Below are 23,006 nucleotides of genomic sequence, written 5' to 3' on the forward strand. Positions count from 1 at the left end.
TGCTTGCGATCAGCCGCGCGACGGAATCAACGCATCATCCAGCGCCGCCGCACGTTGCCACGCTTCACGGCCCTGCAACCGCTGGCCATAAACGCTGAAGGCCTCGCGCACGGGCAGCGTCTTGAACATCGTGCCCCACAACACTTGGCTGCCGACATACACGTCGGCAGCTGTGAACTGCTCACCGAGCAGCCACGGGGACGCACCTGCGACCGCCGCCTCCAATGTATCGACCATCTGCTCGAAGCTGCCATAGCCCACCAGCCCGGACCTCTCCAGCGGCGCCAGCAGGCCCATGGCCTTGGCGCTGACTGCAGCCTCTACCGGGCCGGCAGCGAAGAACAACCAACGGAAATAATCGCCCCGCTTCGGGTCATCCAACGCCGGTGCCAGCCCGGCCGCCGGGAAGGCATCCGCGAGGTAACTGCAGATGGCCGCACCTTCAGTCACCACCGTGCCGCGATGGACGATGGCCGGCACCTTGCCCATCGGATTGATGGCCAGGTACTCCGGCGATTTCATGCCCTCGCCAAAACTCAGCACTTCGGTGCGATACGGCTGGCCAACTTCCTCCAGCATCCAGCGCACGATGCGGCCGCGTGACTGCGGGTTGGTGTAGAAAACGATCTCTTGGGCCGCGCTGCTCATGCGTGTGATTCCGCTGGATGAATGCGTAGTCTAGCCAGCTGTCGCGGCTCTCGTCAGCGGTACTGGTCAACGTAGACCACCCTGGAGGGCTGCGGACGCACCAGTTCCTATCCGGTCACTGCGACTATCGGTAAGGCATAGCCTCGGGAGGTCGCCAGACAGCCCTGCAATGTGCTTCAAGCGGGCCGCAGGGCCGGGTGAATCAGTAAGCGAATTCGCCAAACACCGGCTCTACGCTGCCATTCCATCGACCATGGAACAGCTCCAGCTTGCGCTCGGCTGCGGTCTTGCCGGAATCGACAATCTCCTGCAGCACGTCCAGGAAATGCGTCTCGTCCTGTCCGTCGCTGTTGAGTGCCGCACGACGACGCAAACCATCGCGTGAAATCTCCAGCGCGCGTGCCGCAAGGTCACGCACCGTGCCGTTGCGGAACGGCAGGTTCATCGCATGCTTTGGCACGCCGTCGCGCAGTACGTTGCGTTCGACCAGGCTGAAATCCTTGACCAGATCCCAAGCTGCATCCAGCGCCGTCTGGTCATACAACAGGCCCACCCAGAATGCCGGCAACGCACAGATGCGGCTCCATGGGCCGCTGTCGGCGCCCCGCATTTCCAGATACTTTTTCAAGCGCACTTCCGGGAACGCGGTGGTCATGTGGTCCGACCAGTCGCGCAGGGTCGGCATCGCACCCGGCAGCACCGGCAGCTTGCCCTGCATGAAGTCACGGAAGCTCTGGCCGCTGGCGTCGTGATAGATGCCGTCGCGGTAAGAGAAGTACATCGGAACGTCGAGCAGATAATCCACATAGCGCTCATAGCCAAAACCATCCTCGAACACGAAATCGAGCATGCCGGTGCGGCCTGCGTCGGTGTCGGTCCAGATGTGCGAACGGTAGCTCAGGAAGCCGTTGGGCTTGCCTTCGGTGAACGGTGAATCGGCGAACAGCGCGGTGGCGATCGGCTGCAACGCCAGCGACACACGGAACTTTTTCACCATGTCCGCTTCGCTGGCGTAATCCAGGTTGACCTGCACCGTGCAGGTGCGGGTCATCATGTCCAGGCCGAGCGAACCGACCTTGGGCATGTAGCTCTTCATGATCTGGTAGCGGCCTTTCGGCATCCATGGCATGTCATCGCGGCGCCATTTGGGCTGGAAGCCCATGCCCAGGAAGCCCAGCTGCAATTCACCGGCGACCTGCGCCACTTCGTTGAGGTGGGTGCCGGTTTCAATGCAAGTCTGGTGAATGTCTTCCAGCGCCGCGCCGGATAGCTCCAGCTGCCCGGCCGGCTCCAGCGACACCGAGGCGCTGTCGCGCAGCAGGGCGATGGTGTTGCCGTTCTCCAGCACCGGCTCCCAGCCGAAGCGGGTCAGCCCGGTGAGCAGCGCTTCAATGCCGCGCTCGCCTTCAAACGTGGGCGGACGCAGGTCATCCAGGCGAAATCCGAACTTCTCGTGCTCGGTGCCGATCCGCCACTGCGACTTGGGCTTTTCGCCCGAGGCAATGTTCTGGACCAGCTGGTCGCGGTCGGTGATGGGGGTATCGGCGACGTGGCTGGGGCTCGACAAGGGGAGGCTCGCAGGAATCTGGTTTGGGTGGGATGTGGGGCCAGGGACCCGCATCGCAAGGGCGCACTATATCGCGGCGTACATTGCCTTCATGTCACCGTGGCGGGTTTCAGCATCCTACCGACGCTGGCTTGACGGGTTGGCCCACCGCAACTGCGCCTGCGAGTCGTTCCGGCGCAGGCCGGTGCGTCGTCCTAAACTGCACGCATGAGCCGATCAAGACATCCGGAAGTGCACCGCTCCGACCGCCTGGGTTGGCTGCGCGCCGCCGTATTGGGTGCCAACGACGGCATTGTCTCGGTGGCCGGGCTGGTGGTTGGCATCGCGGCCAGCGGCGCGCCAGCGTCCACCGTACTGGCCACGGGTGTTGCTGGCACCGTCGCCGGGGCCATGTCGATGGCCGCTGGCGAGTATGTGTCCGTGCAATCCCAGGCTGATGCCGAGCATGCCGACCTGACGGTGGAACGCCGCGAGCTGCACGAAGATCCGCACAGCGAACTGGATGAGCTCACTGCCATCTATCGTCATCGAGGTCTGTCACCGGAGCTGGCGCGCGAAGTCGCGGTGCAACTCACGGCCCACGACGCACTCGCCGCACATGCCCGCGACGAACTGGGCATCACCGAAGAAATGCGCGCGCGTCCGATCCAGGCAGCGGCCGCATCGGCGGCAGCGTTCATCGCAGGCGCCGCCTTGCCGGTACTGACCGCATTGCTTGCACCGCATGCGCATGTGGCGCAGATCACCACCGTCTCCACCCTTGTCGGCCTGTGCATCACCGGCGCACTGGCCGCGCAGGCAGGTGGGGCTGCGCCGGTGCGAGGCGCGGTGCGGGTGATGTTCTGGGGCGCACTGGCCATGGCGGCGGCCGCTGCCATCGGCCGGTTGTTCAACGCCGCGCTGTGAGTCGATGAGCCCTCAACTTCCCGCCAATGCCGCGTTGCTCGCACAGATGGCCACGCTCGCCGATTGCCAGCGCGCCGAGGGTTATGCCTGCATCACTGCACGCCGCGAACACGGTGCGTCGTCCGTGGAAATCCCGCTGCCGCAGTTCGCCATCCTGCTGCAGGGACGCAAGCAGGTGCGCACTGCGCAGCAATCACTGGAGCTGACGCCGGGCGATATTTTCCTGGTCAGCCGCCGCTGCCGTATTGACGTGGTCAACATCCCCGATCCGCAGAGCGGCATCTATCTCAGCGCGATTGTGCCGTTCTGCGCCGAGGCGCTGGCCGCAGCACGCACGTTGTGGAACGAGCCACTGCCCGACGCCGGTGACGCCCTTGCCCAGTTGGCGCTGGCCGACCACGGCACCACGCTGCTGGCATGGCGGCAGGCACTGGAATCAGGCCACTACATCGAAGCGCGGCTGGCGCTGGCTGCCTTGGCGGTCGCGTTCTGCCGACGCGGGCACGGCAGCTTGCTGATTCCACCGGAGCCCGGCCTGGGTGAACGCATTCGTGATCTGGTCGCGGCACAACCAGACCGGGACTGGCAATCGCGCGATTTCGAGCAGCAACTGGGCCTGAGTGGCGCCACGCTGCGACGACGCTTGGCCAGCGAGCGGCTCGGCCTGCGCGAACTGATCAGTGATGCGCGGCTGGCGCATGCGATGCAGCTGCTCTACACCACGCGACTGCCCTTGAAGACCGTCGCCGCGCGGGCCGGCTATCGTTCATTGGGCAGTTTCAACAAGCGCTTCAACGCCCGCTATGGGCTCGACCCTGCGGCAATAGGCAACAGCTGAGTCACGACCGCGAGCGGATCACGCGGCATTCTGAGCGAATCGAAATTCACCTGACGCGCAGCATGAAGTCTCTGCGGCCACGCCGCTTTTTCTGGAACCCCCCGATGCCTATCTCGCCCACATCCCGCGTCGCCGCAGCCCTATTGCTGGCTGCCTGCGCCGCGTTCGCTCACGCAGGCACCATGCACACGCCGCAGCAACAGGTGCCCGGTGTTTATCACCAGCAGATCGGACAATTGCAGGTCACCGCCTTGTTCGACGGCACCGTCGCACTGGGCCGACAGGAACTGGTGGGCATCGATGCTGGCGCCGTCACCCGGCTGCTCGACCACCGGTATGTGCCCGAAGACAGCAAAGGCCTGCAGACCGCCGTCAACGCCTACCTGGTGCAGCGTGGCAATCATCTGACCCTGGTGGATACCGGCACCGCGCAGTGCTTCGGTCCGGGTCTGGGCCAGGTACTGAGCAACCTGCGTGCCGCCGGTTACGCACCTTCCGATGTCGACGATGTTCTGCTGACCCACGCCCATCCGGACCACTTGTGTGGCCTGCTTGACGCGCAGGGCGAAGTCGCCTTCCCCAAGGCAATGGTGTGGTTGTCCAAGGCCGATGCCGATTACTGGCTGGACCCCGCCAGCGAAGCCACCGCACCGCAGCCGCTGCGTTTTGCTTTCAAACTGGCCCGCGATGCAGTGGCACCGTATGCCACCGCGGGCACGTTGCGCCGCTTTGCGCCGGGTGATGCGTTGCCGGCCGGCGTCACCGCACTGGACAGCCACGGCCACACACCGGGCCACGTGTCGTATGCAATCGACGGCGGCGCAGGCCAGAAATTACTGGTGTGGGGTGACATCGTGCATTTCCATGCAGTGCAGTTCGCCCGCCCGGATGCCTCCTACGAGGCCGACAGCGATCGCCGCGCAGCCATCGCCAGCCGCCGCCGCATGATGGCCGAGGCTGCCGCCAATGGTTGGTGGGTCGCGGGCGCACACCTGCCCTTCCCCGGCCTGGGCCACGTCCGCCGCGAGGGTGATGCTTTCGCCTGGGTGCCGGGTGAGTTCGCGCCGTTGCCGGCGAAGTAATAGACAAACGGGAAAACTGAAGCCCCTCTCCCGTTTACGGGAGAGGGGTGGGATGAGGGCAAAGCCGGAGCCGGGCTGCGACCAAGCGCAGACGCCCGTCCGAGTGCAGGCTACATGCCAATCAATGCACCAAAGCTCCCCTCATCCGCTCCTTCGGGGGCACCTCGCTCCGCGCCTCAGCCACGCACCGCGTGCGTGGCGTTCGGTCATGCACGAGCCAATGGCTCAGGGGGCTCAATAGATAGCTGGCCCCAGCCTTATCAGCCCTGCGGGATCTCAGTCACAGGCGGCGGGTTCAGACCCAGCCAGCTACCGATGATCAAACGGGCTTCATCCACACCCTGCTTCGACTCGCCGGAGAACAACTGCACGCCGACGGTGTCGCCGAACGCAGAGGACAGTTCCTTGCGCACCTGCTTCAGCGTCTGCATCTGCTGGCCACGTCCGAGCTTATCGGCCTTGGTGAGCAACGCATGCGCCGGCAAGCCGCGCTGCACGGCATACCCAAGCATCTGCCGGTCGTAATCCCGGAGGGGATGGCGGATGTCCATCACCACCACCAGACCTTTGAGCGCCTGGCGGGTACGGAAGTACTGGTCGATAAAAGCCTGCCAGTGCGCCTGCAGTTCCAGCGGAACCTTGGCGTAACCGTAGCCGGGCAAGTCCACCAGGCTCGCCTGGGGCGTAACCTCGAAGAAAACCAGTTGTTGGGTGCGGCCCGGAGTTTTGGAGACGCGGGCCAGCGCATTGCGGCGGGTCAGCGCATTGAGTGCGCTGGACTTGCCTGCGTTGGATCGGCCGGCGAATGCGACTTCGGCCCCTTCATCAGGCGGCAACTGCCGGCTGGTATGGGCGGAAAGCAAGTAACGGGCATTTTCTAGAAGCTGTGACATGCGCATAGGATCGCATGTTGCGGCGCCGCGCGTCGGCTGTATCGGCCCTTGCAGGGCCCACTATCGCCTTCTGCCGCAGCCGCTGGCAGGCCGTGCTGGCAAGGCCAGCCCAGATTTTGCTGCACTGTTCGTTGACCCTGCCGCGAAACGGCGTTGATAATCCGGGCGATGCCGGCGGAAGCCCCGCTTGGCCCGGTCCACACGGAGCTTCCGCATGCGCCATGCTCGTGTTCTTGCCGTTACCGCACTTGTTGTACCCGTTATTGCAGCCGTAGCGTTCGCCCAGAGTTCGGTCATCCCGGTTCCGGACAACGCACCGGTGCAGACCGCTCCGTTGGAAGTGGACTTCAGCAAAACCCGCCCAGGTGACGCCAAGGCGGGAGAGGCCAAGTCGGCAACCTGCACCGCCTGCCATGGTGCCGATGGCAATTCGTCGGTAGAAATCTACCCACGCATTGCCGGCCAAAGTGAGCGATACATCGCAAAGGAGCTGGCGCTCATCGCCAACGGCCAGCGCAATGAAGGCGCGGTGGCGGCGATGATGCCGTTTGTTCAAGACCTCACCCCGCAGGACATGCGCGACCTCGGTGCCTACTTCGCCACCCAGAAAGCCGGTGCCGGTGTCGCCGATGACGCGGTGGTGGCCGATGGCCCGTATGCCGGCATGAAATTCTATGAAGTCGGCCAGAAGCTCTACCGGGGTGGCGACGCCAGTCGCAACATCCCGGCCTGCATGGCCTGCCACGGCCCGGCCGGTGCCGGCAACCCGGGCCCGGCCTATCCGCATATCGGCGGCCAGTACGCCGGCTATGTGGCCCAGCGTCTGCAGCGTTACCAGACCGGGCAGACCCGCGAGACCGACACTGCCCAGTTCAAAATCATGGAGCAGGTCAGCAAGACCCTGACCGAGCAGGAAATCCAGGCACTGGCCAGCTATGTGCAGGGCCTGCATGATCGCGCCAATGATGCCAAGGTGGTTGCCGCCGCCGCACAACCCTGACCCGCTGGCCGCTTCGGCGGCTGGTACAACTACTGCCCGTAGACACGCCGGCCGCGAGGTCGGCGTCTGTTTTTTTCCACTGGAGATTCCTCGCAATGAAGTTGTTTCCCCGCCTGTTCCTGTTGCTCGCTGCCGTGCTGCCGCTGGCCGCCTGCGCCTCGCCCACTGCTCCGGTGCAGGGCGAGGACTATGAGTTGATCGCTGCGCCCGGCCCATTTGAGCCGCTGGCCGGCAAGATCGAGGTGGTGGAGGTGTTCGGCTACACCTGCCCGCATTGCGCGCACTTTGAGCCGCAGTTGGAAGCATGGACAGCCAAGCTGCCGGCCGATGTCCGCTTCACTGCGGTGCCGGCTGCGTTCGGCGGCTACTGGGATGCCTACGCCCGGGCCTTCTATGCCGCCGAGCAGGTGGGCGTGCTCAAGCGCAGCCATGCCGATGTGTTCAAGGCCCTGCATGAGCAGCGCAGCCTGCCGATGCAGAGTGTCTCGCCGCAGGAGCTGGCCACCTTCTACGCCAATTACGGTGTGGAACCGCAGCGCTACATGGACGCACTGCGCAGCGCCCAGGTGGACGAGAAGATCAAGAAAGCCCGCGATTTCGCTGTGCGCACCCAGATACCGGGCACCCCGGCGGTGATCGTCAACGGCAAGTACCTGGTCCGTGCCCGCTCCTTCGACGATACGCTGCGTATTGCCGATGCACTGATCGCCCGCGAACGCGCTGCCGGCAAGGGCCGCTGAGGTCTAAACGGCGGCGCGGTCACCGCGTCGCCGGTTCAGCCAACGCCATCAATAATGGCATCATGCCCGCGCCCGCCGCGGTGTAGCGGCCTGATGCATCAACGAAACCCCGCTGGAGATCCCACCCGATGAAGATCCGCTTCGCCCTGGCCCTGACGGCCCTGCTTCCGCTGATGGTGGCCTGCAAGGCCCAGGACGGCACCGCCGAAACCTCTGCCCCGGCCGCAACGCCGGCTGCTGAAGCCGCTCCGGCAGCTGCACCGGCCGCCACCGACGCCGCCGCCCCCGCTGCTGCTGCCGAAGGCGCCAGCACTGAAGCCACTGCCAATACCCCGGTGCCGGCCCCGGCCCGCCCGGTCGGCCCGGAACCTGTCGCAGGTACCGACTACGTTGTCATCGAAGGCGGCCAGCCGTTCCAGCCGGCGACCGGCAAGATCGAAGTGGTCGAAATCTTCGGCTATGTCTGCCCGGCCTGCGCTCGTTTCCAGCCGCTGGTGGGTTCGTGGAAGGCCGGCCTGCCGGCTGACGTGAACTTTGTCTACGTGCCGGCCGGCTTCGGCGGTATCTGGGATAACTACGCACGCGCCTTCTACGCCGCCGAAGCCCTGGGCGTGCAGGAAAAGACCCATGACCCGCTGTATGCCGCCATTCACGTCGAGAAGACCCTGAAGGGTGAAATGGGTGTGGATTCGCCGGAAGACATCGCCAAGTTCTACGGCCAGCACGGCGTGGACGCCAAAACCTTCCTGGACACCATGAGCGGCTTCTCCATTGCTGCCAAGGTCAACCGCGCCAAGCAGTTTGCCCAGCGCAGCAAGATTGCCGGCACCCCGTCGATCATTGTGGGCGGCAAGTACCTGGTGAAGGGCAAGAGCTTTGAAGACATGCTCCGCATCGCCGACCACCTGATCGCGCGCGAACGCGCTGCCAACGCCAAGTAAGGTATTCCTGGGGCCTCGGTTTCGAGGCCCCTGACTGCAAGCCGTGAAATCCCCCACACAAACATTGCGGTTGCTGACGGCCAACATCCAGGCCGGTTCCAGCACCCGCCGCTACAGTGACTATGTGACCCGCAGCTGGTCGCATGCCCTGCCTGCGGGCCAGAAACGCTCCAGCCTGGACGCCATTGCCCAGCTGGCCAGCGGTCGCGACATCGTGGGCCTGCAAGAGGCCGACCCCGGCAGCCTGCGCTCGGGCTTCACCAACCAGACCCACTACCTCGCGCAACGGGCCGGCTTCAACTATTGGAGCCACCAACCCAACCGGCGCATGGGCGGCGTGGCCTCCAGCGCCAATGGCCTGCTCAGCCGGCTGGAACCGGTGGAAGTACAGGACCATGCCCTGCCCGGCCGCCTGGGCGGACGCGGCGTGCTGCTGGCCCGGTTTGGCGATGGCGACGAAGGCCTGACAGTGGCTGTGGCACACCTGTCACTGGGCGTCAGCTCGCGCCTGTCGCAGCTGGATTTCATTTCCGACCTGCTCAGCGACCACCCCAACGCGGTGTTGATGGGCGATTTCAACTGCACCGCCGACCGTCCGGAAATGCAGGTGCTTTACCGCAAAACCCGGCTGCAACCCCCCGGCTGCCTGGTGCACACCTTCCCCAGCTGGGGCCCGGACCGTGCTATCGACCACATCCTGACCAGCGACACGCTCAAGGTCGTCGACACCCGCGCTGTACCGGCCGCGCATTCGGACCATCTGGCCGTGGAAATGGAAGTCGAAGTCCCCGGCAACAGCCTGCGCTGAGTCCCCAACACGGTCACCCGCCTGCGGGAATAACTGCCGGACGCTGCCGACGGGCCGTCATCGTACTGCCCACCGACGCCAACACCGTGCAGCCGATTGCCAGCCACTGCAGGCCAGTGAGCTGTTCGTGCAGCAACAACATCGCCCACAGTGCCGCTACGGCCGGCTCCATGCTGATGAGGATGCCGAAGGTTTCCTTCGGCAACCGCTTGAGCGCCATCATTTCCAGTGACATCGGGATCGCGCTGGACACCACCGCCACCAACGCGCCGGCCAACAATATTTTCGGGTTCAACAGCAGGCTGCCCGCATGCGCGACACCAATCGGCACCACCACCAAGGCTGCCGCCGCCAGGCCCAGCGACACGCTGTGACCCGCATGCAGATGGCTGGCGCGCTTGCCGAACACGATATACAAGCCCCAACACGCAGCCGCACCGAGGGCATACAACACGCCGGTCGGATCCAGCGACTGCGCCCCGCCCAGCGGCAGCAACAGCAGTAGCCCGATCACCGTGCACCCTACCCACACAAAGTCGATCACCCGCCGGGAGGACCACATCGCCACGGCCAGCGGGCCGGTGAACTCGATGGCCACCGCGATGCCGAACGGAATGGTGCGGATGGCCATGTAGAACAGCAGGTTCATTACCCCCAGCGTCAGCCCGTAACGCAGGATCGCGGCAGCGTCGATGCGGCTGGTATGCCAGCGCCAGGGCCGCCACAACAGCAACAGGAACAGCGCCGAAAAGCCCACGCGCAACGCGCTGGTGCCCTGGGCGCCGATCAACGGAAACAATTGTTTTGCGTAGGACGTGCCAATGGCCAGCGAAGTCACCGCGCCAAGCACCGCCAGCACCGGTACAAGCGGCGCGAATCGAGAAGTCTGCATGGCGCGTATTGTATTGCCCACAACACGAATGCTTGGCTCAATTGACGCGGCGTTTGCGTAATTTCCGCGCATCAAGGCCAAGCCCGCCGTTCTCTACGCCATCGACTCACCGCAGTGACCTTGGCGGCGCGCAAACGCCCCTTCGCCATTCCACTGTGAATGCCTATGCCCGTGAACCGCATCAGGGTTCACGGACATACCGTGCAGCGCTCACTGCACGAACGCGATGCGCTCCATCTGTGCGTTATTGGCCGCAGCCAGCACCTGCGCCATCACTTCGTACTGCGCGTCCGGCGAGGCCGCGATACGCAGCTCCGGCAGGTTGCCGGCATGCACTTGCGCCTGCTCCGACAACCGCGACTGCATGTCCGCACGGGCCAGTGGCTGGCCATTCCAATACAGCTGATTGCCGGCATCCACCCGCAGTTCAATCGGCGGTGGTGGTTCGGGGCGCTCGACGATCCGCTCGGTGCGCTGCGGCAGATCCACCGGGATGGGGATCGCCACCATCGGCGCGGTGACGATGAAAATAATCAACAGCACCAACATCACGTCCACCAGCGGAGTGACGTTGATATCGGCCAACGGACGTCCGGAATTGCTTGCTGTACTGAATGCCATGTCCAGTTCCCCCAGCGCGAGGCCGGCTGCCTCATCGCCGACGCTACGCCCGGCGTCGGCCGATGCCATCTGCACTGGCGTCTTCCGTTCAGCTTTCAGTAGGTGAATCTCCCCCCTGCCTATAAGAGAGGGATTGGGGTGCGGCAAACCGAAGTCGACATCGGGCGAATCAGCAACGCATGGCCCGTATGCCGCGGTCAAAATCCCTAACGCATCCATCAGCCCCTCAAGCACACCCTCATCCCTCAACCTCTTCCGGCCTGAAAGCACCCCGTTCATGCAGTAGTCGGACTGTTGCTCGGCCGTTGACGCAGCGGCCGTTATGCTTCGGGCATGAAACAACTTTCCCTGATTCCATTGGCCGCGCTCGCTGTGTTTGCCTGCAGCGCCGCATCCGCCCAGAACCTGGATGCGCAGCGCGCAGCCATACGTACGGCCATCGACAACGCCGAACGCGGTCAGTTCGATGCGAGCGCTGCCAACGCTCTGCGCAACCACCCCTTGTACGGCTGGCTGGAATACAGCGCCCTGCGTCGCAACATCGATACTTTGGGCAATGCGCAGGCGCAGGATTTCCTCAAGCGCTACCAGGGTCAGGCCGTGGCCGAGACCTTCCGTGCGGCCTGGCTGCCAGCATTGGCGCGCCGCCAGGATTGGCCGACGCTGCTGGCCAACTGGAAGCCCAGCAACGATGCCGGCATGCGCTGCGCCGAACTCAACGCGCGCCAGGCCACTGGCAAGGCCGATGCGCAGTGGACCAACGATGCGCAGGCACTGTGGCGTAGCAGTGGTAAGTCGCTGCCTGATGCCTGCGACCCGGTGTTCGCGGTACTGACCACCCGCGGAGGCCTGACGCCCGCATTGCGCTGGGAGCGTATCGATGCTGCTGCAGACGCCCAGCAACCGGCGGTGATGCGTTCCGCCGCACGCGGCCTTCCTGCCGCAGAGCTGGCGCAGGCCAACGACTACGCTGCCTTCGTCGACAAACCTGACGCGCGCGCCTTGAACTGGCCGAAGAACGAACGCAGCCGTCGCATCGCCACCGATGGCCTGCAGAAGCTCGCCAAGACCAACCCGGATGCCGCCGAGCAGCAGCTGCCGCAATACGCGCAGGCATTGGCGCTGACGGCCGAACAACAAGGCCAGGTGCGCTATGAAATCGCACTGTGGACCGTGGCTTCCTATCTGCCCGACTCCGCGCGCCGGCTTGCCGCCGTGCCCGAGCCGGCCTACGACGAGCGTCTGCACGAATGGCGCACACGTGAAGCGATGGCGCGCGGTGACTGGCCAGCGGCACTGGCCGCCATCCGTAAGATGCCGTCGAACCAGCGCAACGATTCGCGCTGGCGCTGGTTCGAAGGGCGTCTGCTGGAGAAGACCGGCAAGCCGGCCGATGCCACCGCGCTGTACCGTGCTGCCGCTGCCGAGCCGACCTTCCACGGCTTTCTGGCGGCGGACAAACTCAAGCAGCCCTACGCGCTGTGCCCGTGGAATCCGAACGACAGCGCCCAGGCCAAGGCCGCCGTTGCCCGCGACCCGGCACTGACGCGCGCGTTGGAGTTGAACAAGATCGAGCGCCCGACTTGGGCCGCCCGCGAATGGGCCGATGCACTAACGCGCTTTGACGACACCCAACGTCGCCTGGCCGTGGAAGTAGCCAGCAACGATGGCTGGTTCGACCGCGCGGTGTTCGCGCTCAAGGGCCCGCAGGAACAGCGCCTGTATACGCTGCGCTTCCCGCTGCACCACGGCGACACCATCCGCCGCGAAGCCTCACGCAACGCACTGGACCCGGCCTGGATTGCTGCAGAAATCCGCGCCGAGAGCATCTTCAATCCGAAGGCACGCTCGCCGGCCAACGCCATGGGCCTGATGCAGGTGCTGCCGGCTACCGGTGCCAGCGTGGCCAAAAGCATCGGCCTGAGCGGCTACGGCGGCGCCGCCAGCCTGTACGACTCGGACACCAATATCACCATCGGCACCGCCTACCTGCGCCAACTGATGGACAAATACAACGGCCAGCCCTACGTCACCATCGCCGCCTATAACGCTGGCCCCACCCCGACGGCACGGTGGCAATCACAGCGCCCGAACTATGACCCGGACTTCTGGATCGAGACGATCAGCTACAAGGAAACCCGTGAGTACGTCGCCCGCGTGCTGGCCTTCAGCGTGATCTACGACTGGCGCCTCAATGGCAATGCGTTGACCCTGAGTGACCGCATGGTCGGCAGAATTGATGGCGCGCGGAAGAACTTTGTCTGCGCAACGCCGTAGAACGGAGCCATGCTCCGCTGATGCAGTGGCGGGAAAAGCGCTTGTAGAGCATGGCTCGGCACCACAGATGCTTGCCACTGCGCATTCTCCCTCCTGCTCACTCCTGCTCTAATGCGCGCATGAAGATCTATCTCGTAGGCGGCGCCGTCCGCGATGCATTGCTGGGCCAGGAGCCAGGTGACCGCGACTGGGTGGTAGTGGGCGCCACCCAAGCAGAAATGGAAGCGCGCGGTTTCAAGGCCGTCGGCAAGGATTTCCCGGTGTTCCTGCATCCGGATACCGGCGAGGAATATGCGCTGGCCCGTACCGAACGCAAATCGGGCCGTGGCTATCGCGGCTTCGTGGTCGATGCCGATCCGTCGGTGTCACTGGAAGAAGACCTGCAACGCCGCGACTTCACCATCAACGCCATCGCCCGCGACGAAGAAACGGGCGAGCTGGTCGACCCTTGGAGCGGCGTACGTGATATCGAACAGCGCGTGCTTCGCCACGTCGGCCCGGCGTTCGTCGAAGACCCGTTGCGGGTGCTGCGCGCGGCACGCTTCATGGCACGCTTCGCACCGCTGGGTTTCACCTTGGCACCGGAAACCGCCGACTTGATGCGACAGATCGCCGCCAGCGGCGAATTGGATGCACTGGTTCCGGAGCGCATCTGGCAGGAGCTGCGTCGCGCACTGACGTTGCCAAGCCCTTCCGCGTTCCTGCGCTGCCTGCATGACACCGACGCGCTGACCGCAATCCTGCCGGAAGTGGAGGCGCTGTATGGCGTACCGCAACGCGCCGAATACCACCCGGAAGTGGACACAGGCGTGCATCAGGAAATGGTCAGCGACATGGCCGCACTGCTGGCACCGGGCGATGACCTGATCGGCTTCGCCGCACTTACCCACGACCTGGGCAAGGCACTTACTCCGCAGCACGAATTGCCGCGCCACATCATGCATGAGCAGCGTGGACTCAAGCCCTTGGCCAAGCTGTGTGAACGGCTGAAGATCCCGGTCGACCATCGTCTGCTTGCCGAAGCGGTGTGCCGCGAACATCTCAACGTGCATCGCATCGACGAACTACGCGATGCCACCGTGCTGGAATTGATCTCACGTTGCGATGGTTTCCGTCGGCCAGAACGCATCGCACAGATAGCGCTCGTCTGCGAATGCGACAAGCGCGGCCGTCTCGGCTTTCAGGACAGTGACTATCCACAACGCATCACCCTGCAACGCCTGCATGCCGCCGCACTTGCGATCAATGCACGCGACATCAGCACCGAGGGCCTACAGGGCCCAGCCATCGGTGAGGCCCTGAAAAAAGCACGAATTGCTGCGATCAGCGCAGCGCGTTGACCCAGAAAAACCTCATGTAGTGCCGAGCCACGCTCGGCAGAGGATTCACCGGGAAAGTCCCAGCGGAGCTTGACTCCGCTCAACAGCAATCGGTTTCCCTGCTGAACACCGACAAGGCTACGCTGCTCAACGCGACACGTTGATGGGAAGGGGCGCTACCGTCGTCTCCCGCTTCCCGGTACAGGCGGGCTGCGCCAGCAACCATTGCTGTGCTGCACGCTCGATGTCCGCATCGTCTCTGGACGGCGTATCCGGGACGATCCTTGCGCCGTCGCCCATGCCGTTTCGATCCTTCATCACCGTCCCGGTCAGTACCAGCAGGCTGCCATCCACCAACGTCACCGGACTGTTGCCGGTCGAGTAGCCTGCCGTGGGAAAGCCAAAACTGCGGCTGTTAGGGCGTCCACGCAGGGACAGCGCGATCGCCTCGCCAGAGCTGGCAGTGGCCCCGGACTGCAACACGGCAACCGGCGATCCAGATCGTTTGAGAACATAGGCCGCTGTACCCAGCGCATAGTGCAGCTGATCACCCGCTCCCACCGCTCCATTGCGGTAGTACCAAGGCTGCGCATTGCGACCATCATTGAAGTGGCCGACGGGCTTGGATTCATCAGCACTTCCGTGCAGGAGCGGCCCTACGCCGAGCAACATTGGCCACATGTTGCCACCCCTGTTCCGACGCAGATCCACCATCCAGCCACAGCGCTTTCCATCGTCCTGCTGACGTATCGCGGTCTGCAGATTCAAGGCCCATTGGCGTCCCTGTGCCGATTGTTGAGCTTCAGAAAGCCTGCGATCTGTCCGATAGGGACCGATAACAATCATTCCAAGCCGGGGATCCAACTTCACCGTCGTGGATGCGATGCCGGATGCGCTTGACGACGTCGGCCCCTGTTGCGTGGCACTCACGCGTTCGCTCCTGTTGTTGGCCTCTTCCACAGACAGCCAAAACCCATGACCGGCGGTTGCACGCTGGATGGCGTTCACCAGCAAGGTGCGCTGCCGCTGTGGATCGGGGGTATTGGCAAGATCGCGTCGCAACCCGCGCCAATCCACACGATCACGGTACAACGCGCCGCGCTCGAGCAACACCAGCATCTGCTCGCGTGCCTGCACGGTTGGCAGCTGGGCTTCGGCAGAAAACGCCAGCGCCAATGCCGCCAAGCCATAGAACGGAAACAACATCCCTCGTTTCCCAGCAACCATTGCGTCTGCTCCGTGACTGGTCAGACGGCAGCATAGGATGAAGTCATTCGTCGCCGCAGCATGTCTTTCGACAGGGTGCAGACCCTCCACAGCATCGCTGTAGTGCCGAGCCATACTCGGCAGGGGCCTTCCCGGGAACGCCCCAGCGGAGCCTAGCTCCGCTCTACAGCCTGGGTGCTAGATCTTCAGATAGATCTTCCGGCAGTCCATCCATGCCATCGGCAGCCACCACAGCGCGACGAACGCCAGCGCCATCGCCAGCGACGCGGCCTGTGCGCCAGCCAGCGGGGTGATCAGGCGATCAAACACGTGCGTGTACACCCCGCCCCAGCTACCGCTAGCCATCATCGCCAGCACCATCGCCGAGGAACCGGCATAGGCGGTGATGGCGTTGACGCCGAAGCGCTTGCCCAGCGCCGGCCACTGCCTGCAATCAATCAGGATGTGCGCGAGCCACAACGCAGACAGCGCCCAACCTGCGGTCCACAGCACATAAGGAGGCGTCCACAGATTTTTGTTGAAGGGCAGCCATTGCGACCACAGCCAACCTGCCACCAACAACACGGCAGCGGTTGGCAGCAATCGCCAGGGGCGTTGGCGCAACAAGGCGCCGGCCTGAAGGCCGATCAACGTCGAAGCCAATGCGCCCAACGTGGACAGCAGACCTTCTGGGTCATGTCCGTGGCCGGTGGCCGGGTCGTATTGATACAGCAGCGGGCCCAGCAGCGATGCATCCACACGGCTTGCCAGATTGAGCCAGGGCTCCAGCGAACCACCGGCCACCAGCAATGCGGCATAGCCGGTCAACAACACGCCCAGGCACAGCCACTGCGTGCGTGGCCGCAACCAGATCGCAACCATCCCCGCGGCGGCGAAACACAGGCCGATACGTTGCAGTACACCCCATGGCCGGTAATGCGGAAGATCCAGCCACCACCATGCGAGAAAGTGCAGCAGCAAGCCAAGGCCCAGGATGCGCATTGCGCGCACCAGCAAGGCTCGACTGAGTACGGCGCGGTCCGCCCCCTGCTCTACCCGTGGCACCACGCCCAGCGCGATCGATACGCCGACAATCACCAGAAAAAACGGGAACACCAGATCCGTCGGCGTGCAGCCGTTCCATTCCGAATGCAACAGCGGCGCGTAAACGTGACTCCAACTGCCGGGATTATTGACCAGCAACATGGCTGCCACGGTGATGCCCCGCAGGGCATCCACCGAGGCATATCGGGCAGGCTTGTTCATTGAAATGACTCAGTCGCGCTGACCGGAAATCCAGGTCGCCTGGACCTGCATATCCTGGTCCAGCCACACGAAATCTGCCTGATAGCCCGCTGCGATATGACCGTAGCGATCATCCAGGCCGAGAAACTGTGCCGGATAGGTCGACGCCATGCGCGAGGCTTCCGCCAGCGGCAAACCGAGCAGGTTCACCGTGTTGCGCACCGCCGTGACCATGTCCAGCGCCGAGCCCGCCAGCGAACCAGCCGCATTGCGAACCACGCCATCGACGGCGGTGATCACTTCGCCATACAGCTCAAACGCAGGATTGTCCGAGCCCACCATTGGCATCGCATCGGTCACCAGAAATACCTTGCCACGCGGCTTGGCCGCCAGCGCCACGCGCAGGCTGGCCGGATGCACATGCACGCCATCGACGATCACGCCACACCAGCTGTCGGCATCTTCCAGCGCCGCACCCACCGCGCCGGGATCGCGCCCCTGCAGCGGTGACATGGCGTTGTACAGATGCGTGAAGCCGGTGACGCCCGCGTCCAGACCGGCACGAATTTCATCGTAGGTGCCAGCGGTATGGCCGGCAGCGACGATGGCACCATTGGCCACCATCTGCTCGATGGTCTGCACCGGCACGCGTTCCGGTGCCAACGTGATCAGGGTGACGCCGTTGTCCAGCGACGTCGCCATGCGTACTTCATCGGCATCCGGCACGCGGAACTTGCCCACATCATGCGTGCCCTTGCGCGCAGGCGCGATGTAAGGCCCTTCCAGATGGATGCCGAGCACCCCCGGCACTTTCGCTGCGATGGCTTCACGCGTGGCCTGTACTGCGCGCGCCATCACTTCGACGTCATCGCTGATCAGCGTCGGCAGCATGCCAGTGGTGCCGTACTTGCGGTGACCGGCAACCATCGTGCGCAGAGCTTCCACATCGGTTTGATTGTTGAACAACGCGCCGCCGCCGCCGTTGACCTGGGCGTCTATGAAGCCCGGCATCAGCCAGCCACCGGCCAGATCCACCTGCACATCGGCCGCTGCAACGGCCGCATCATCTGCAGCCACGACCGCAATGATGCGGTCGTTCTCAATCACGACGGCAACATCGTCACGAAAGCTCTCGCCGGCAAGAATGCGGCCATTGCGCAGTACGGTTTTCATCAGACCGTTTCCGTGACCTTGTTCAGATGCGGCGGCAGGTCCGGGTTGTTGCCACGACGCAGCGCGAGCGCATTGATCGCGCGATAGAAGCTCTGGATGGTCAGCAACGGTGCGCACAACGCGTGCGGTGCCGCGACGGTCGGCAAGCTGCCGCCCTCGCCTGCCAGCCACACGTGCGCACCACGCGCAGCGAATTCTTCTGCCACAGCACGGGTACCGGTGCCGGTTTCATCCGGCTGTGCGAACGCCAACACCGGGAAATCCTTGCCGACCAGCGCCATCGGGCCGTGCTTCACTTCGGCCGAGCTGTAGCCTTCGGCGTGCAGACCACAGGTTTCCTTGAACTTCAGCGCGGCTTCCTGCGCGGCAGCCAGACCCGGACCACGGCCCAGCACAAACAAATTGTGCGCGTCGACCAAACCATCGGTCAGCGCGGTCCAATCGCATTCCCATGCCTTGGACATCGCTGCCGGCAACGCATCAAGCGCGGCAATCAGCGCCGGATCATTCTTCCAGTGAGCGCCCAACTGCAGGATCGCAGCCAGTGATGCGAGGTAGCTCTTGGTCGCGGCAACGCTGCGCTCGGCACCGGCACCCAGCGGGATCACCGTGTCGGCCAACAGCGCCAGCGGCGAGTCTTCGACGTTGACCAACGCCACCACGCGCGCACCGCCGGCCTTGGCGGCTTCAGCATTGCGCAGCAGATCCGGGCTCTTGCCGGACTGCGAGATCACGATGTACAGCGCGCCACGCACTTGCAGCGGCGCTTCATACACCGAACCCACCGACGGCGATGCCGAGGCCGTCACCAGGCCCAATTGGGTTTCGAACAGATACTTGGCGTAGGTTGCCGCGTGATCGGAGCTGCCACGTGCGCACGTCACCACGAACGGTGGCGGGTTCTGCCGCAGGTCGGCCGCAAGGGCCTGGACCACGTCACGATTGCGGGCGAACTGGGCGGCGATGACGGAGGCGCTTTCGGCGGCCTCACGGAACATCAGGGTTTCGGTCTCACTCGGCAGTGCCATGGATCGTTACTCGGAAAGGTCGGGGGGAGTTGAAGGGGGACGCGAAGGCTGCTGACGCAGCGGCGCGGTGGAGCCACGTACCACCAGCTGCGGCACGAAGCCTTGGTTCTGCAGTTGCACTGGGCTGTCGTCGTAGGCATCGCTGCGCAGCTGGCTGATCAGCAAGCGTGCGGCGTGCCGGGCGATATCCCCGGTCGCCTGCTTGGCCGTGGTCAGCGCCGGCCACGACTGGCGCGAGAACGGGCTGTCCTCGAAACCCGCGATGGACAGGTCGTACGGCACGTTCAAACCGGCCGAATTGGCAGCGGCCAGCACACCAGCAGCGATTTCGTCGTTGGAGCCGAAGATGGCAGTCGGCGGTTCGCGCAAGGCCAACAAACGACGCGCGCCTCGGAAGCCGTCATCGAAGGTGTAATCGCCCGGGATCACCAGATGCTTGTCCAACGGGATGCCGTAGTCCTTCAGTGCTGCTTCGTAGCCGGCGTAACGCTCGCCACTGGAATGGTGCGAGGTGCCACCCCACAGGAAGCCGATGCGCTGGTGACCCAACTGGATCAGATGCTCGGTGATTTCATAGGCGGCATCGCGGTCGTCGACGAACACGCACGGGCCATCGCCCGGGTCTTCCGTCGCGGCGATGATGCGCACCGTCTTGATGCCACGCGCATTGAGCGCGCCTACCAGTTCCGGGCGCTCGGACATCGGTGCGGTCAGTACCAGCCCAGCCAGGCGCGAACGCTGCACCCAGTCCGCCAGCTCTTCGGCGAGCATTGGCGACGTGGAGTCGCACGGGTGAATCTGCAGGCCAAATCCGGTCTCACGGCACGCCGACAACACGCCGTTCTGCACACCGATGATGTGGTACGGATTGGGGTTGTCGTACACCAATCCGATCACGAAAGTAGTGTTGCTACGCAGGTTGCGCGCGGACGGGTCCGGCTCGTAATCCAGCTCTGCCACGGCGCGCAGTACGCGCGCGCGGGTGGCCTGCATCACCGAAGGCTCATTGTTGATGACCCGCGAGACGGTCTTCAGCGATACCTTGGCCCGCTCGGCAACATCCTTGATGGTGGGTCTACGCATAACCGGTTCCTGCGTTGGCTTGATGGCCGCCATGATGCTCGATTCAGGCGCCACGTGCCTTGCCCGCGCTATGTCCGACCGTGCCGAAATACAGGATGTACAGGTAGCAGGGGATCATCAGCCCCGCGAATACCAGCTGGAAGTGTTCCGGGTACGCGTGCTTGAGCAGGGCGAAGGCCTGCGGAATGATCGCACCGCCGGCAATACCCATCACCAGCAGGGCCGAACCGGTCTGGGTGAAGCGGCCCAGCCCTCGGATAGCCAGCGGGAAAATAGCCGGCCACATCATGGCGTTGGCAAAGCCCAGTGCGGCCACAAAGCCCACGGAGACATAGCCGTGCGTAAAGAATGCGCCCAGGGTGAACACCACGCCCAGCACCGCCGACACAGCCAGGTACTTTTCCTGCGAGATGTAACGCGGAATCAGCAGCAGGCCGGCCACGTAGCCGATGAGCATCGCAAACAGTGTGTAAGAGGTGAACAGTTTGGTCTGGTCGAGCGGCAGACCGAAGGCATTGCCATAGGTGCCGATGGCATCACCGGCCATCACTTCCACGCCCACATAGACAAACAGGCAGAACACACCCAACCACAGGTGTGGAAACTGAAAGATGCTCTGCTTCTCAGCCTTGCCATCGTTGGCAACCGCGTTGGCCTGGTCTGCATGCACTTCCGGCAGTGGCGAGAACAGCACACCTACCGCAACGAGCAGCAGTACGCCGGCAATGACCATGTAAGGCGTATGGATCTTGGCGGCGAACGTATTGAGCAGCTCGATCTTGGTAGCTGCGTCGGCTGCCTGCACCTGGGTTTCCAGATCACCGATGCCATGCAGCACCAGCGATCCGATCACCACTGGCGCAAGAATGCCGGCGATCTTGTTACAGATACCCATCAGCGCGATGCGCTGGGCGGCGCCTTCGATGGGGCCAAGGATGCTGATATAGGGATTGACCGCCGTCTGCAGCAGCGCCATGCCGCCGCCGATGACGAACAGGCCTCCCAATGCACCACCGAACCAGCGACGTGTAGCGAATTCGCCGAAGGCCATCGCACCAACCGCCATCACGGCCAGGCTCAACGCCAAGCCCTTTTTCATGCCGGTACGGCTGAGAATCCACGACGCCGGTAACGCCAAAAAGAAATACGACAGATAGAAAACCATCAGCACCAGGAACGCGGACACCTCGTTCACATCAAAGGCCAGCCGCACGAACGTAATCAGCGGGCCGTTGATCCAGGTACAGAAACCGATGATGAAAAACAGCACGCCAACAATGGCGATGGACGAAGCCATGCTGGTGCGCGGCGATGTGGCGGGAACAGCAGACATGGGCAAGGCTCCTGCGGATGCGGGAAACAAATCAGGACGGCGGGGCAGTTGTGTGGGAACAACGTTGTCACATTTATGGTTTGGCACCGACGGATTTGTCAACAACGCGTGTAGACGTGCCGAATGCTGCGAAGCGGCACAAACCCGCCGCAAGGCCGGCTGAATCAAGGTTTCCGCCTAAAAAGCCCTGACATACCGTAGATGACGTTATCGGATGCAACAAATACGGTGGCTGCAGGGTTTGCGCGGAAGCGCTGCAGCGCAGCATCGAAACTTGTAATTATTCGTTGACATCGTTGTCAGAAGGATTACAGACTCGGCCCCCGAATGGCGTCCTGTCGGGCGCTGGCCACCGCCATAGGGAAATCGAGTGACCGCTGTCGTCCCCCCGCTGCAGACCACCCGTTACGACTTCGCCGCCCGGCCTTTCTTCGCCGCCGACGTCGGTGGCACCCATGTCCGCGTCGGCTTGATCCAGCCAGGCATGGGTGAAGGACACGCCATCGACGTGCTGTCCTATCGCAAATACCGTTGTGCCGATTACCCCAGCCTCAGCGCGATCCTGGCCGACTTCGCCAGCCATACCCGCGCGGTGGCTGACTGCGTCATCGCTACCGCTGGCTACGCGCTGCCCGACGGTACGGTGATCACCGCCAACCTGCCCTGGCCGCTGTCCTCCAATCGCATCCGCCAGGACCTCGGCTTCGAGGCGGTACACCTGGTCAACGATTTCGAAGCTGTCGCCCACGCCGCCGCGCACATCAGCGCGAGCCAGGTGTTGCAGCTCACCGGCCCGGCCGATGCACCGCGCGGCCCCACCCTGGTCATCGGCCCCGGCACCGGCCTGGGTGCGGCGGTATGGATTCCGGTCGGCAACCGCTCCGTGGTGCTGGCCACCGAAGCCGGCCAGGCGTCGCTGGCAGCCACCACCGATCTGGAAATGGCCGTGTTGCAGCAGATGCTGCGCGACCGCAGCCATGTCTCCATCGAACAGGCGTTGTCCGGCCCCGGCCTGCTCAATCTTTACAACGCGCTGTGCGCAGTACGCGGCACCACGCCCACGCATGCAACGCCCGATGCCGTCAGCGCCGCCGCCTGCAATGGCAGCGACCCGGTAGCCGTGGAAACCCTGCAGCTGTTCTGCGGAATCCTCGGCTCCACCATCGGCGACATGGCCCTGCTCTATGGCGTGCAGGGCGGCATCTATCTGGCTGGCGGCATCCTGCCAAAGATCAGCCAATTCCTTTTGAACAGCACCTTCGTCGAACGCTTCCTCAACAAGGGGCCCATGACCAAGGCGTTGCAAAGCATTCCCGTGAAGCTGGTAGAGCACGGGCAACTGGGCGTCATCGGCGCAGCCAGTTGGTATCTGGAAAAGACGGCAATAAAAGCCCTCGCAGCATAAG

At 63.9% G+C, this 23,006-nt stretch carries 21 protein-coding genes; 10 read left to right on the top strand and 11 right to left on the bottom strand.

Annotated features, from left to right (window positions below; genetic code table 11):
• Nucleotides 1–9: 9 nt before the first annotated feature.
• Both PAN08_RS14310 and PAN08_RS14315 read right to left on the bottom strand, forming a co-directional pair.
• Nucleotides 10–648, bottom strand: coding sequence for a glutathione S-transferase family protein (locus PAN08_RS14310; protein ID WP_269792180.1), 639 nt, complete (start codon nt 646–648; stop codon nt 10–12).
• Between the two features lie 202 nt (nt 649–850).
• Nucleotides 851–2,215 (bottom strand): glutamate--cysteine ligase, encoded by a 1,365-nt coding sequence (locus tag PAN08_RS14315; RefSeq protein ID WP_269792181.1) that lies wholly within the window; start codon nt 2,213–2,215, stop codon nt 851–853.
• Nucleotides 2,216–2,422: 207 nt separating this feature from the next.
• Between PAN08_RS14315 and PAN08_RS14320 the strand changes: the two genes are divergently transcribed.
• The 3 genes from PAN08_RS14320 (at nt 2,423) to PAN08_RS14330 (ending at nt 5,041) form a co-directional block, all read left to right on the top strand.
• The gene (locus PAN08_RS14320) at nt 2,423–3,121 is read left to right on the top strand and encodes a VIT family protein (RefSeq protein ID WP_269792182.1); all 699 of its coding nucleotides are present in this window, start codon (nt 2,423–2,425) and stop codon (nt 3,119–3,121) included.
• Between the two features lie 4 nt (nt 3,122–3,125).
• Complete coding sequence (locus PAN08_RS14325) at nt 3,126–3,959, top strand: helix-turn-helix domain-containing protein (protein WP_269792183.1); 834 nt, start codon at nt 3,126–3,128, stop codon at nt 3,957–3,959.
• 104 nt (nt 3,960–4,063) lie between these two features.
• Nucleotides 4,064–5,041: an MBL fold metallo-hydrolase gene (locus PAN08_RS14330; protein WP_269792184.1), complete on the top strand. Its 978-nt coding sequence runs from the start codon at nt 4,064–4,066 to the stop codon at nt 5,039–5,041.
• Between the two features lie 260 nt (nt 5,042–5,301).
• On the opposite strand, the gene yihA is transcribed toward PAN08_RS14330, so the two are convergent.
• Complete coding sequence (gene yihA / locus PAN08_RS14335; protein WP_269792185.1) at nt 5,302–5,934, bottom strand: ribosome biogenesis GTP-binding protein YihA/YsxC; 633 nt, start codon at nt 5,932–5,934, stop codon at nt 5,302–5,304.
• Nucleotides 5,935–6,148: 214 nt separating this feature from the next.
• On the opposite strand from yihA, the gene PAN08_RS14340 reads away from it, so the two are divergent.
• The 4 genes from PAN08_RS14340 to PAN08_RS14355 all read left to right on the top strand — a co-directional run bounded on the left by PAN08_RS14340 (nt 6,149) and on the right by PAN08_RS14355 (nt 9,423).
• Entirely contained in the window at nt 6,149–6,934 is a 786-nt protein-coding gene (locus PAN08_RS14340) for a c-type cytochrome (RefSeq protein WP_269792186.1), read from the top strand.
• 95 nt (nt 6,935–7,029) lie between these two features.
• The gene (locus tag PAN08_RS14345) at nt 7,030–7,674 is read left to right on the top strand and encodes a thiol:disulfide interchange protein DsbA/DsbL (protein ID WP_269792187.1); all 645 of its coding nucleotides are present in this window, start codon (nt 7,030–7,032) and stop codon (nt 7,672–7,674) included.
• A 128-nt stretch (nt 7,675–7,802) separates the two neighbouring features.
• Entirely contained in the window at nt 7,803–8,615 is an 813-nt protein-coding gene (locus PAN08_RS14350) for a thiol:disulfide interchange protein DsbA/DsbL (protein WP_269792188.1), read from the top strand.
• A 70-nt stretch (nt 8,616–8,685) separates the two neighbouring features.
• Nucleotides 8,686–9,423 carry an endonuclease/exonuclease/phosphatase family protein gene (locus PAN08_RS14355; protein WP_269792333.1) on the top strand — a complete coding sequence of 246 codons (738 nt, stop codon included), beginning with the start codon at nt 8,686–8,688 and terminating at the stop codon, nt 9,421–9,423.
• 13 nt (nt 9,424–9,436) lie between these two features.
• On the opposite strand, the gene PAN08_RS14360 is transcribed toward PAN08_RS14355, so the two are convergent.
• Nucleotides 9,437–10,315 carry an EamA family transporter gene (locus PAN08_RS14360; RefSeq protein WP_269792189.1) on the bottom strand — a complete coding sequence of 293 codons (879 nt, stop codon included), beginning with the start codon at nt 10,313–10,315 and terminating at the stop codon, nt 9,437–9,439.
• 210 nt (nt 10,316–10,525) lie between these two features.
• Nucleotides 10,526–10,936, bottom strand: coding sequence for a biopolymer transporter ExbD (locus tag PAN08_RS14365; protein WP_269792334.1), 411 nt, complete (start codon nt 10,934–10,936; stop codon nt 10,526–10,528).
• Nucleotides 10,937–11,269: 333 nt separating this feature from the next.
• On the opposite strand from PAN08_RS14365, the gene PAN08_RS14370 reads away from it, so the two are divergent.
• Both PAN08_RS14370 and PAN08_RS14375 read left to right on the top strand, forming a co-directional pair.
• Nucleotides 11,270–13,213: a transglycosylase SLT domain-containing protein gene (locus PAN08_RS14370; protein ID WP_269792190.1), complete on the top strand. Its 1,944-nt coding sequence runs from the start codon at nt 11,270–11,272 to the stop codon at nt 13,211–13,213.
• A gap of 119 nt (nt 13,214–13,332) precedes the next feature.
• Entirely contained in the window at nt 13,333–14,553 is a 1,221-nt protein-coding gene (locus PAN08_RS14375; protein ID WP_269792191.1) for a multifunctional CCA addition/repair protein, read from the top strand.
• 126 nt (nt 14,554–14,679) lie between these two features.
• Here PAN08_RS14375 and PAN08_RS14380 read toward each other — a convergent pair whose 3' ends face one another.
• From PAN08_RS14380 to PAN08_RS14405, 6 genes are all read right to left on the bottom strand, one after another.
• Nucleotides 14,680–15,738, bottom strand: coding sequence for a S41 family peptidase (locus PAN08_RS14380; protein WP_269792192.1), 1,059 nt, complete (start codon nt 15,736–15,738; stop codon nt 14,680–14,682).
• A 198-nt stretch (nt 15,739–15,936) separates the two neighbouring features.
• The gene (locus PAN08_RS14385) at nt 15,937–17,004 is read right to left on the bottom strand and encodes a heparan-alpha-glucosaminide N-acetyltransferase domain-containing protein (protein ID WP_269792193.1); all 1,068 of its coding nucleotides are present in this window, start codon (nt 17,002–17,004) and stop codon (nt 15,937–15,939) included.
• A gap of 9 nt (nt 17,005–17,013) precedes the next feature.
• Nucleotides 17,014–18,156 (bottom strand): N-acetylglucosamine-6-phosphate deacetylase, encoded by a 1,143-nt coding sequence (nagA, locus tag PAN08_RS14390; RefSeq protein ID WP_269792194.1) that lies wholly within the window; start codon nt 18,154–18,156, stop codon nt 17,014–17,016.
• On the bottom strand, nt 18,156–19,184 hold the full coding sequence (locus tag PAN08_RS14395) for an SIS domain-containing protein (protein WP_269792195.1): 1,029 nt from the start codon (nt 19,182–19,184) through the stop codon (nt 18,156–18,158). The genes nagA and PAN08_RS14395 overlap by 1 nt, the downstream gene beginning before the upstream one ends.
• Before the next feature lie 6 nt (nt 19,185–19,190).
• Nucleotides 19,191–20,267, bottom strand: a complete 1,077-nt coding sequence (locus PAN08_RS14400) for a LacI family DNA-binding transcriptional regulator (RefSeq protein WP_269792196.1) — start codon at nt 20,265–20,267, stop codon at nt 19,191–19,193.
• Nucleotides 20,268–20,310: 43 nt separating this feature from the next.
• Entirely contained in the window at nt 20,311–21,600 is a 1,290-nt protein-coding gene (locus PAN08_RS14405) for a sugar MFS transporter (protein WP_269792197.1), read from the bottom strand.
• Between the two features lie 370 nt (nt 21,601–21,970).
• Between PAN08_RS14405 and glk the strand changes: the two genes are divergently transcribed.
• Nucleotides 21,971–23,005, top strand: a complete 1,035-nt coding sequence (glk, locus tag PAN08_RS14410; protein WP_269792198.1) for a glucokinase — start codon at nt 21,971–21,973, stop codon at nt 23,003–23,005.
• The last annotated feature ends 1 nt before the right edge of the window (nt 23,006 follow it).

Source organism: Stenotrophomonas sp. Iso1 (assembly GCF_027497995.1).
Lineage (GTDB): Bacteria > Pseudomonadota > Gammaproteobacteria > Xanthomonadales > Xanthomonadaceae > Stenotrophomonas.